This is a genomic window from Streptomyces sp. NRRL S-31 (assembly GCF_000718775.1).
GTDB lineage: Bacteria > Actinomycetota > Actinomycetes > Streptomycetales > Streptomycetaceae > Streptomyces.
In genome coordinates this window covers 1-11336 of the sequence record NZ_JOCB01000171.1, presented here as the reverse complement: position 1 = coordinate 11336, position 11336 = coordinate 1, and the positions used below count along the sequence as shown (strand labels likewise).

Below are 11336 nucleotides of genomic sequence, written 5' to 3'. Positions count from 1 at the left end.
GCGGGTCTCCCGCAACACACGGGCCCGGACCACCTCGCGGCTGGACGCCGAGGTACGGGTGGGCGCGGAGGCCGGCACCGGCGAGACGGTCGTCCTGCGACTGTACGGCGAGATCGTCGACCACGCCGACTCGGTCGTCCTGCCCCTGCTCCTGCCGGACGCCCCGGTCGTCGTGTGGTGGCCGGCCCAGGCGCCGGAGAACCCCGCCGCGGATCCGCTCGGCGCACTCGCCCAGCGCCGGATCACCGACCTGTACGCCGTCGAACGGCCGCTGGAGGTCCTGGAGAGCCGCGCCCGCACCTACGCGCCCGGTGACACCGACCTCGCCTGGACCCGGCTCACCCCGTGGCGCTCGACGCTGGCCGCCGTACTCGACCAGGCACCGGTGGAGGTGACTTCGGCGGCCGTGGAGGCCGAGGCGGACAACCCGAGCGCGGAGCTGCTCGCACGCTGGCTCGAGACCCGGCTGGGCATCCGGGTCGACCGGGTCGTCAGTGCCGGCCCGGTGGTGACCGCCGTCCGCCTGGGCACCGGGAACGGCGAGATCACCGTCGACCGGCCGGTGGGCCCGCTCGCCACGCTCGCCCTGCCCGGCCAGCCGCCGCGCACGCTCGCCCTGAAGGTGCGTCCCACCTCCGAACTCCTCGCCGAGGAACTGCGCCGCCTCGACCCCGACAAGATGTACGCCGTCGTCCTGCGCCGCACCAGCCCACCGTCCGCCGCCGGCCCCGCGAAGGAGGGGGTTCGACGGGTCTGACACCGTCACCACGGCCGAGATCCACCGCACCCGTCCGGCCTGGAACCTGTGGACCGGCGGCACGCCGCCGGGGCGCGACGGGCAGCGGGGCGAGAGCCCGAGCAGGCCGGGCACGGGGCCGACCGCTTCATGAGGCGTGTCGAGCCGCTGCCGAACAGTCCGGACGCGGCGGACGTGGCGCTCGTCGCCCACGGGCACTTCCTCGCGGGTGCCGACGGCCCGGCGCCTCGGGCTGCCCGCCGCGGCCGGCGTGCTGTTCGTGCTGGACACCGCGTCGCTCGCCGCGCTCGGCACCGAGCACGGACGCCCCGCGACGGCCGCCTGGAACGTCACGGGAGCGTCCCGGCACCCTGCCGGACGGCCGCAGTCAGCCGCGGTGCCGACCGGGCGCGGCTGACCCGGCGCCACCCGCAGGGACCGACGGGACCGGCATCCGGGAGGACGACGACGGCCTGCCGCCGGGTGCCGGTCGCTCCGGCGGCCGACGGTGCGCACCATGGCCGGCCCGGCCGCCGACCGGGACGCCTCGAGCATCCCGGTCGTCCTCTTACGGTCCTACTTACACCTCTCCTGCCGGCCGGCCGCGGTACGTACTCGTACCGCGGCCGGCCGGCACACGTGTGTCGGCCAGGGGGCCGGGACCGCATCCCGCTGCCGTCGCTCCGTTCCCGCCGCACGTCACGGCCCTCACCGGTGGTCTCCCTCGCGGAGGCTGCCTGCGTCGACCAGGCGGGACGGGGCCGTGCTGCCCGCCCCCGGGACCGGTGGCGCGGGCGCGGGCCGACACAGTGCCACCCGACCGGGCCGTGCGCTCCCGCGCGCTTCGAGGAGTGCCCGGGCGACGGGCGACGCGCACCGCCGTACGGTGCCGCACGAGCATTCCCTGACACCGGCAAACGGCAAGCACCACGGCCAGGGCCGTGGTGCCTGCCGTCAGCGGACGGGTCCGCCGGGTATGCCTCACGTTCCGTTCACGGTCCGGGGGCTGTCGGAACGGCGGGCCCGCAGGGTGAGGGAGAGTGCGGCGGTGGCGGCGAGGAGTGCCACGGTGGCGCCGTAGACGGTGACGGTGGGAGCGAGTCCGGTGTGGTCGCTGGCGATGCCGGCGAGGAGGACGGGTACCCCGTAGGCGGTGTACGCGATGAGGTAGACGGCGGCGAAGAGGCCGCCGCGGTGGGCGTTGTCGGCGAGGGGGCCGAGAATGCGCAGCGTGGAGCCGAAGGCGGCGCCCTGTCCGGCGCCGCCGATGAGGGCGCCGGTGATGACGAGGGGCAGGCTGGCCGTGCCGACGCCGGTGATGGTGAGGAGGGCACCGACGAGGATGAGCAGGGCGCCGGCGCGGGTGGCGCGGGTGGCGGTGACGCGGGCGAAGGCCATCCCGGCGAGTGCGGCGGAGATGGGCTGTAGGGCGACGACGGCGCCGTTCGCGGCGCTGTTGTGGATGTGGAAGACCTGGTGGTCGAAGGAGGGGGCGAGGCCGAGGAAGAGACCCGAGTACATCCAGCCGGCCGCGGTGAGAGGGCTCAGGGACCAGAACCAGCTGCGGGCCTCCGGGGGGATGGTGAGGCGGGGGCGGAGCGAGGCGAGCGCTCCCGGGCGGCGGGCGGCGGTCTCGGGGGCGGCCAGGACGGAGGCGATGCCGTAGAGGAGGACGACGGCCAGGGTGGTGAAGACGACGGCCGTGGGGTGGTCCGTGTACTGGACGGCGAGTCCGGCGAAGAAGGCGCCCAGGGCGAGTCCGCCGACGGGGGCGGCGCTGGTCAGGACGGTCATGGTGCGCCGGTGGCGGGGGCTGGAGAGTTCGATGATGGCCGCGGTGAAGGTGCTGGTGGCCGCTCCGGTGGCCATGCCCTGTACGGCGCGTGCGGCGATGATCCAGCCGATGCTGTCGGCGGTGAGGAAGAGGCCGCCGGCGAGGAGCAGGAGGAGGAGCGCGGTGATGAGGACCGGGCGGCGCCCGATGTGGTCGGAGAGCGAGCCGGCGACGAGCAGGGTGGCCAGGAGGGTGACCGCGTAGACGGTGAACGCCGTGGTCAACTGCCAGTCGGGGAAGCCCCACTGCTGCTGGTAGAGCACGAACAGGGGGCTTCCGGCGCCCGCTCCGAAGGCGACGGCGATCGAGGCGGTGACGACACCGGCGGTGGACAGCGGGCGGCCGGGGCCGGGGCTCTCGGAAGTCCGCACTCGTGGTGTGTGGGGTGTGTCGCGGGGCGTGACCGCAGAGAGCTTCACGGCGTCTCCTCGTGCCGGGTGGCCTATGGCCGGACCCGGCTGTGGTGTGTGTGCGTGGGTGTGCGGTGGGGTCAGTGGGTGGTGGTGAGTACGCGGCGTCCGGCGTTGAAGGTGGCGGCGTGGCGGGCGACGCGGGTGCCGAGGTGCTCGGCGGTGGTGATGTCGGACTTGTGGACGGTGTCGGTGCCGCCGTCCATGGGGGTCTGGGCGGCGGCGCCGGCCCAGAAGCCGAGACGGTTGAGGTCGTGTTCGGTGGCGGTGGTGGAGTTCCAGCCGGGCTCGAGGCCGAGGCTGACCCAGAGCATGCGGTGCTGGGCGGCGAGGGCGGCGAAGAAGGCGAGGGTGTTGCTCTTGTCGCCGCTCTTGGAGGCGGAGTTGGTGAAGCCGGCGGCGAGCTTGTCGGCCCAGCGGCCTTCGACGAAACGCTTGCTGGTGGCTTCGGCGAAGGTGTGGAAGGCGGCGGAGGCGCCGCCCATGTAGGTGGGGGAGCCGAAGATGATGGCGTCGGCGGCGTCGAGGCGGTCCCAGTCCTCGTCGGTGATGGTGGTGACATCGATGAGGATGGTTTCGGCCAGTTCGGCGGCGCCGCGGTGGACCGCCTCGGCGAGGACGGCGGTGTGTCCGTAGCCGGAGTGGTAGACGACGGCGACGGACGGACGGTTCGAGGACTGCTCGGACATCTTGTTGGCTCCTGATTCGTGGACCCGTGCGGCGGACTCTGCGTCCGTTCGCGGCGGGGCCGCTGGGGTGAATTTAAATATGACCGGTCGTCTTGACTCTGTCAAGACCCTTCGCCTGCCGGTCGGCGGCGGCCTTCCGTGCCGCCGCGGCGGCAGGCGCGGGGAGGTGTGGAGGGGGAGGTACGGGGAGGACGCGGGAAGGTGTCGCGGGGCCCGGGCCGCAGGTGAGCCGTCAGGTCGGGCTGTGCGGCGGCCGGTGGCAACGGGCACGGCGGGCCGAGGGGACGGCACGGCGTCCTGGCCGTCTGAGGCCCGCGGACACCCGCGGCGCGGGCGGGACGAGGGCGCCCCGCGCCCCGCGCCCCGCGTCCGATGTCCTGACCCGCGGCCCGGCGGTCGTCGCGCGCCGCCGGGACCCCCGTCCCGCGTCCCGGCCCGATCCCTTCCGGGCCCGTCCGTCAGGAGAACGGGTGGCTGAGGGCCTCGAAGTCGTCCTGCGACAGCTCCAGCGCCGCCGCCGCCACGTTGTCCTCCAGGTGTGCCACCGACGAGGTGCCCGGGATCGGCAACATGACCGGCGAGCGCCGCAGCAGCCACGCCAGCGCCGCCTGCGACGGCGAGGCGTTCAGATGGCCCGCGATGCGGTCCAGCGGGCCGCCCGGGCGCGCCAGCTGGCCGGTGGCCAGCGGGAACCAGGGCAGGAAGGCGATGTCGTGCGCCTCGGCGTACCGCAGGACGTCCTCGGAGTCGCGCTGGGCCACGTTGTACAGGTTCTGCACCGAGGCGATGGGCACGATCGCGCGCGCCCGCTCCAGTTCCTCGACACCCACCTCGGAGAGCCCGACGTGCGCGACCTTCCCCTCGTCCCGCAGCTCCTTCAGCACGCCCATCTGGTCCTCGAAGGGCACGGACGGGTCGACGCGGTGCAGCTGGAACAGCGGAATGCGTTCGAGACCGAGCCTGCGCAGGCTGGACTCCGCCTGCCTGCGCAGGTATTCGGGCCGCCCGTTGGAGCGCCACTGTCCCGGACCGGGACGGGTCAGACCCGCCTTGGTGGCGATCACCACATTCTCCGGGTACGGGTGCAACGCCTCGCGCAGCAGTTCCTCGGCCGTCCCCGGTCCGTAGGAGTCGGCGGTGTCGAAGAGCGTGACGCCCAGCTCCACGGCCCGGCGCAGCACGCGCACGCCCGCGTCCTGGTCGGGGAAGGGTCCCCAGACCCCGGGGCCCGTCAGCTGCATGGTCCCGTAGCCGAGCCGGTTGACCTTCAGTTCGCCACCGATGGTGAACGTCCCGGAGGACGCCGCTGAGGTGCTGCTCATGGTTGGCTGCCTTTCTCGTTCCTGCCACCCGCCTTACGGGTGGTTCTGGCGCTTGTCGCGCCCATGCATCCGGTCTTCGGGAGCCGGACGCCCCCCGCCGTACTCCGCGTTCAGGAGACGGTGACGTTTTCCAGGCGTACGGAGACGACGAGCGGTTCGGGTACCTTGTGGCCGTTCTCGTCGCGGCTGTAGATCATCCGGGTGGTGGGGATGACCAGGCCGGACACCTCCTGGTGTCCGGAGATGTAGTGGGCGGCGGGTGTGTTGCCGGCGATCTCGACGCTGTAGTCGCGTCGGCGGATCAGACCGGAGGAGTCCACGTACAGGGTCTGCTCGGTGCTGAGGGTGGCGATGGTGGCCGGGAAGACGACGTGCAGGCGGCGGAACTTCTCGCCGTCCTCGGTCCAGGTGCCGATCTCCTCGGTGCGGACGCCGGGGAAGGTGAGGGAGAGGGGTTCGGCGAGGTAGGTCCACATGGCGCTGCCGGAGAAGTAGGCCAGCTGGAGCCTGGTCCACGGGGTCATCAGGTCGTGGCCGGCGAAGGAGGCGCGGGGGTCGGTGAGTTCTTCCACGAGGGTGCCCTCGGTGTCCTCGACCGTGACCCGGTCGCCGGTGAAGGTGACGTGGTGGCCGTCCTGGAAGAAGGGTTCCTGGCGTACGTACTGCCGGCGCAGGCCGACGGTGACGTCCACGTCGTCGAGGGCGCCGGGGTGGCCCTTCATGCCCCACAGGGCGCCGCCGAAGAACTGGCGGGCGCTGATGTGGTCGGCTTCTTCCCAGCGGGTGCGGCCGCCGTGGGCGTCGAGAACGGTGTTGAGCAGGTCGGACACGGTGTCTCCTGTGGATGTGGCGGGGCGGTCGGTCTCAGGCGAGGAAGTCGTTGACGTCCTTGGCCGCTTCGGCCGGGTACTGGAACAGTGACGCGTGGGCGGCGTCAGGGTAGATGCGGATGCGCGCGTCGGGGATGAGGCCCGCCATCAGGTGGCTGCCCTTGGTCGGGATCATCAGGTCGTCGTCACCCTGGAGGATGAGGGTGGGGCACTGGATGCCGGTGAGCCGCTGGAGCGCGCCGTGGTCGGGGATGCCCCATTCCAGCACGGCGTCGTACTGGGCGTCGCGGGCGGCGAGGGTGCTGGGCGTGTCCCGGTCCTGGGTGCGGGCCGTGAACCGGCCGAGGAACTCCATGCCCTTGGCCCGGCTGGTGTCGGTGTGGGCGAAGAAGATGTAGAGGAGGTCGTCGCCGGTGGGGACCTCGGCGCGGGCGTGGGTCTCGATGTCCTTGCGCCAGCCGTGCATGCCCGGGGCCCCCTTGGGCCCGGTGCCGGCCAGGATCAGGCGGCGGATCAGACGCGGCCGGACCAGAGCCATGTCCTGGGCGACGAAACCGCCCAGGGAGAAGCCGAGGAGGTCGATCTGCTCCAGGCCGAGGGCCACGGTGAAGCTGATCATCTGCTGGGCCGACTGGGCGACCGTGGTCGCCGGTGCGCCGGTGGAGGAGCCCACTCCGGCGTAGTCGACCAGGACGACCTCGCGTTCGGCGGCCAGCGCGTCGACCAGGGCGGGGTCCCAGTTGTCGAGGTTGCCGGTGAAGTGCTGGAGCATCACCAGCGGCACCCCGCCTTCCGGACCGAGCCGGCGGTAGGCGTAGCGGACGCCGTCCGCCTCGACGAACTGCGTGGGCGCGGTCTGGTGCGTCACTGTGGCCATGGCTTCTCCCTGATGGGCCGTGTGCGGATCTGGCGCCGGGCGCTGCTTCCAGCGAGCCCCGGCCGCTCGCCGACGCCGTGCCGGCCGCCGGGCGCGCAGGGCATTCACCCTTGCCGGACCAGGATGGCCGCCCTCAGTGGAATGTTTGTGGCACAGGTCTTGACCGGTGCCCCGAGGCGTACGGACGGGCGGGCCGCCGCGGCGCGCGGCTGTCCGGGTACGGCGAACGCCCGGCCGGAGGTCCCGGCCGGGCGTTCGCCGGGGCGGCCGGCCCGTAGGCCGCGCACCGGACAGGTCCCGCGGGTCGGGTACCGGGCGGGTGTGTGCGGTGAGGCGGGTACGTGCGGGCCGGCGCGCCGGCTGGGCGCGGGAACGGACGTCCCGGCACCCGGTGGGGGAGCGAGGCCCCCGGGTGCGTAGGGACGGAGGACGGGGGGGGGGGGGGGGGGGCGCGGTTCGGGCCGGGGGGCTTTTCCCCGCCGGGGGCGTCGTCGCCCGCCCGTCGTCGGGGAGGGCGGGCGTGGGGTAGGGCGGGGGGGGGGGTAAACGCCACCGGGGGGGGCGCCCCCCTCGGCGAGCCGCTGCGGGTGTGCCGCGCGGTCGCCGCTGCGCGGGCCCCGCACCGCGTGGGCTGCCGCGCGCGGCCGGGACCGGGCCGCGGCCCGGTCTCCCGGTGTTTCCCGCACCGCTGCGCACCGGCCGGGCCCACGCGACCGGCCCGGACCGGCCCGGGAGACGGTCACGCGGACCGGAAGCCGATGCCGCGGACCGGGAGCCGGTGCCGCGGACCGGAAGACGGTCACACCGGCCGGTGGGGGCGGCGGAGGGGTCAGCCCGTGGTCCCGGTTCCGGGCGTCGCCGGCTCCGGGTACTGGGCGGTCGCGGAGGCGAACAGCGTGTAGGGGTTGCCGCGGTCCCCGTGCTTCGCGGTCATCGTCCGGAGCACGGCCGCGGCGTCCGCACCGGCCTCGACGGCCTCGTCGAAGTCGGTGAGGTAGCGGCGGGAGGCCGCGAGGACGCCGGCCGCGTCGTCGTCCGGGGCGGCGGGGTGCCGGTGACCCGCGACCACCGTGGCGGGCCGCAGCGCCTCGACCGTGTCCAGCGCCTCCAGCCAGCGGGCGCGTGCCGCGCGGTCGGTCTGCGCCAGCCACATGTGGATGCCGTTGTAGGCCACGTCACCGCCCACGACGGCGTCCAGGTCCGGCACGTGCACCACGCTGGAGGGATCGGTGTCGCTCTGTCCCACGCGCACCGGCCGCACCTCGTGCCCGTCCACGCCGATCACCTCCCCGTCCAGCGGCCGCGGTGCCACCGGACGGGCCGGCAGCAGGCCCGGGAAGAGGGACTCCCAGTACGCCAGGTAGGGACCGGCGAGCTGCTCCTCGGCGTACGGCACCACTTCGGGCAGGGCCACGGCCACGGCATCGGGGAAGGCGTCGAGCACGACCGGCAGCCCGAGGAAGTGGTCCGCGTGGCCGTGGGTGACGTACACCGTGGTGAGGACCTTGTCCTTGGCCCGGATCCACTCGGTGAGGTCGCGGGCCTCCCGCTCGGTGATGAGCGCGTCGACCAGCACCGCCTCGCGGCGCCCGTGGACCAGCGTCGCCGTGCTCGCCGGCCAGGTGGCCCGCTGCCGTGCGTCCCAGCCGGGCAGGGGGGCCGCGATGGGTTTGTAGTCGCTGGTGAAGACATCGATCGACAGCATCGGCGCTGCTCCGTTTCTGTGGGCGGGACCCTGCCGGGTCCCGGCCGCGGGACCGGTCCTCGCGGCGCGGGCGCACCGGCCGCGGCGCCCGGTGCGCGCGGGAACCCTACGGCTTCCGCGTCCGGCTCCACCGTAGGCGGGAGCAGTGGAATCCTTGTGGGGCGCGAATGCGTCACCGTGCCCTCCGCCCGGCGGGCGCCGCCGGGCGGAGGGCACGGTGTGCTCAGAAGCCGGTGAGCGTGATCTTGCCGATGGCCCTGCCGGACTCCAGGACGCGGTGCGCCGCGCGGAGGTGCTCGGCGTCGACCGTGCCGAGGTCGGTGGTGGCGGTGGTGGTGAGGATGCCGGCGTCCACCAGGCGGGAGACCTGGTTCAGGATGTGGTGCTGCACCGCCTGGTCGGGTGTGCGGTGCAGGGAGCGGGTGAACATGAACTCCCAGTGGAAGGAGATGCTCTTGGACTTCAGCAGACCGATCTCCACCGGGCCGAAGTCGTCGATGGCGACCAGCCCGCCGAAGGGCTTGAGGACCTCCGCGTAGTCGGCCAGGTTCCGGTCGGTGGCGACGGTGCTGAAGACGTGGTCCACGCCGTCGGGGGCGAGGGCGAGTACCTGCCCGGCCAGCGGCTCGCGGTGGTCCACCACATGGGTCACCCCCATGCGGCGGGCGAACTCGACGGTCTCCGGACGGGAGGCGGTGCCGATCACGGTCAGACTGGTGAGCGCGCGCGCCAGCTGGGACACCATCGCTCCCACGCCGCCGGCCGCCGCGGTCACCAGCAGGGTCCCGGTCCGCTCCAGGGCGCCGTCGTGCAGGCCGAGGCGCTCGAACAGGCCCTCCCAGGCGGTCAGCGAGGTGAGCGGCAGTGCCGCGGCCTCGGCGAAGGAGAGAGTCGCGGGCTTGCGGCCGACGATGCGCTCGTCCACGGCGTGGAAACGGGCGTTGGTGCCCGGCCGGTCGATGGCGCCGGCGTAGAACACCTCGTCGCCGACTTCGAACAGCTCGACCTCCGCGCCCACGGCCACGACCGTGCCCGCGGCGTCCCAGCCGAGCACCTTCGGCACACCGCCGGGGTCGTTGCTCTGGCGCACCTTGTAGTCCACCGGGTTGACGGCGACGGCCTCCACGCGCACCAGCAGGTCGCGCGGGCCGGGCTGCGGCACCGGGAGCCGTACGTCCACGAGGCTCTCCTCGTGCTCCACGGGCAGGCTCTCGCGGTAGGCGACGGCGGGCATGGTGTCAGGGATGTCGGCGATCTCGCTCATGAAGACTCTCCTCGGGTGACGGCGACCGGGCGCCGGTTGCCACGGCAACGTAGTCCCGGGGAGGTAGTAACCTGCAAGGGAGCATACTTCCCGATGGGAAGTATGCTGTGGAACGAGAACACCGGCGAAGGGGAGGCGCGGGCCGATGGCCGCGATCTGCGGGACGGAACGCCACGACCACCATGATGTGTACGCGGCCCAGTGCCCGTGCCGCGAGGTGCTGGACCTGCTGGCCAACAAGTGGTCGGCTCTGGCGATCGGGGCCATGGAGGCGGGCCCGCAGCGGTTCGGCGCGCTGCAACGCCGCCTGGAGGGGGTCAGCCCCAAGGTGCTCACCAACACACTGCGCCGACTGGAGGAGCGGGGCTTCGTGGACCGCACCGTCTATCCCGAGGTGCCCCTGCACGTGGAGTACGAGCTGACCGACCTGGGCCGCAGCGTGGCGCAGCCCCTGGCGCAGCTGCGGTATTGGGTCGAGGACCACCTCGACGAGATCACGGACGTCCAGCCGGCGTGATGGCAGGCCCCGGACTCCCGGCGGGTGCCCACCGGGTCCGTGTCCGGGCGCGGCGGCGGCGCCCGGACACGGCGGCGGCGCCCCGGGCGCCGGACAACGGCCGGACGCGCGGGACGTCGGAGGCGGCGCCGCGCTGGGAAAGGGCGGGGGAACCGACCGGGCTAACCCGCGAACGGCTCCGTCGCCAGCAGCTCGTCCGTGGTCACCACGTCGTGCGCGATGAGCGCGTAGCGCTGCAGCATCTGCTCGTAGGAGTCGGGACCGCCCTCGGGGGCCGTGGCGTCCTTGACGAGGGTCACCCGGTAACCGCGCTCCATGGCGCTGCGCGCCGTCGACTCCACGCACATCGTGCCGATCATGCCCGCCACGACGACGTGTTCCACGCCGCGCCGCTTCAGCTGCGTGTCGAGGTCGGTGGTGGCGAAGACGTCGAGGTTCTTGTGCGGCGCGATCGTCACGTCGCCGGGACCGGGAGTGAGGTCGGGGTGGAACTCGGCGCCCCAGCTGCCGGCCTCGAACATACGGTTGTCGAACATCATGTGGTGGATGCCCGACTTGTACTTCCAGTTGTCGTACTCCTCGTCCGTGTACGACATCGGCGAGAAGAAGGCGGGGAAGCCGCTGTCGCGGAAGCCGGCCAGCAGCCGCTTGAGGTTGCCGAGCGTTCCGATCCGCTCGAACTCGGCCTTGAAGCCGGCGTGTCCCTTGCCCTGCTCGGAGAAGATCTCGTTGACGGTGTCGATCAGCACCAGACCGATCGGCGCGGTGGTCGTGGACGTGTTGGACATCGTGGCATTCCTTTCATCCGCCGCACTTCGTGGCGTGTGCCGGGCGGAGTTCCCTCCGGACCGGCCGCTGCCGACGTGGCGGCGGCGGTTTGTCCGGGCATTGGTCGAAAAGGCGGTCAGGCGCTTCCCCGCCGGGCCGGTGCCGCGGGGCCCCGGGGCGCGCACGCACCGGGCGTAGTCGCCTACAGTCGCTCCCCGGGGGCACCGGCCTCGGCACGTTCGCACACCCCGCCACCGGGCGTCGTCTCGGGGGAGCGGACGACGCCCGGCGCGGGTTACTTGGCGAGGAAGGTGAGGAGGGCGTTGTTGACCTCGTCGGCGTGGGTCCAGAGCAGGCCGTGGGGGGCGCCGTCGATTTCGACGT

At 73.3% G+C, this 11336-nt stretch carries 11 protein-coding genes and 1 pseudogene; 3 read left to right on the top strand and 9 right to left on the bottom strand.

Annotated features, from left to right (window positions below; translation table 11 throughout):
• A partial coding sequence (gene opcA / locus IF37_RS0137550) for a glucose-6-phosphate dehydrogenase assembly protein OpcA (protein WP_052845590.1) occupies positions 1–757 on the top strand: 757 nt, incomplete at its 5' end.
• Between the two features lie 208 nt (positions 758–965).
• Entirely contained in the window at positions 966–1154 is a 189-nt protein-coding gene (locus IF37_RS41120; RefSeq protein ID WP_052845589.1) for a hypothetical protein, read from the top strand.
• Between the two features lie 563 nt (positions 1155–1717).
• Here the strand turns inward: IF37_RS41120 and IF37_RS0137540 are convergent.
• From IF37_RS0137540 to IF37_RS0137510, 7 genes are all read right to left on the bottom strand, one after another.
• Complete coding sequence (locus IF37_RS0137540) at positions 1718–2941, bottom strand: MFS transporter (protein WP_106981940.1); 1224 nt, start codon at positions 2939–2941, stop codon at positions 1718–1720.
• A 119-nt stretch (positions 2942–3060) separates the two neighbouring features.
• Entirely contained in the window at positions 3061–3669 is a 609-nt protein-coding gene (locus IF37_RS0137535) for a flavodoxin family protein (RefSeq protein ID WP_030753873.1), read from the bottom strand.
• Positions 3670–4127: 458 nt separating this feature from the next.
• The gene (locus IF37_RS0137530) at positions 4128–4991 is read right to left on the bottom strand and encodes an aldo/keto reductase (RefSeq protein WP_030753871.1); all 864 of its coding nucleotides are present in this window, start codon (positions 4989–4991) and stop codon (positions 4128–4130) included.
• A gap of 110 nt (positions 4992–5101) precedes the next feature.
• Complete coding sequence (locus IF37_RS0137525) at positions 5102–5821, bottom strand: hypothetical protein (protein WP_030753869.1); 720 nt, start codon at positions 5819–5821, stop codon at positions 5102–5104.
• 34 nt (positions 5822–5855) lie between these two features.
• Positions 5856–6698, bottom strand: coding sequence for an alpha/beta fold hydrolase (locus IF37_RS0137520; RefSeq protein WP_030753867.1), 843 nt, complete (start codon positions 6696–6698; stop codon positions 5856–5858).
• A gap of 829 nt (positions 6699–7527) precedes the next feature.
• A complete protein-coding gene (locus IF37_RS0137515; RefSeq protein ID WP_052845588.1) occupies positions 7528–8403 on the bottom strand; it encodes an MBL fold metallo-hydrolase in 876 nt (291 codons plus the stop codon).
• A gap of 223 nt (positions 8404–8626) precedes the next feature.
• Entirely contained in the window at positions 8627–9637 is a 1011-nt protein-coding gene (locus IF37_RS0137510) for a zinc-binding alcohol dehydrogenase family protein (RefSeq protein ID WP_030753862.1), read from the bottom strand.
• Positions 9638–9812: 175 nt separating this feature from the next.
• On the opposite strand from IF37_RS0137510, the gene IF37_RS0137505 reads away from it, so the two are divergent.
• Positions 9813–10184, top strand: coding sequence for a helix-turn-helix domain-containing protein (locus tag IF37_RS0137505; RefSeq protein WP_030753859.1), 372 nt, complete (start codon positions 9813–9815; stop codon positions 10182–10184).
• Between the two features lie 161 nt (positions 10185–10345).
• Here the strand turns inward: IF37_RS0137505 and IF37_RS0137500 are convergent, their stop codons facing one another.
• Both IF37_RS0137500 and IF37_RS46275 read right to left on the bottom strand, forming a co-directional pair.
• Positions 10346–10972, bottom strand: coding sequence for a cysteine hydrolase family protein (locus tag IF37_RS0137500; protein WP_030753856.1), 627 nt, complete (start codon positions 10970–10972; stop codon positions 10346–10348).
• 275 nt (positions 10973–11247) lie between these two features.
• Positions 11248–11336: pseudogene (locus IF37_RS46275) on the bottom strand (alpha/beta hydrolase); the annotation flags it as partial.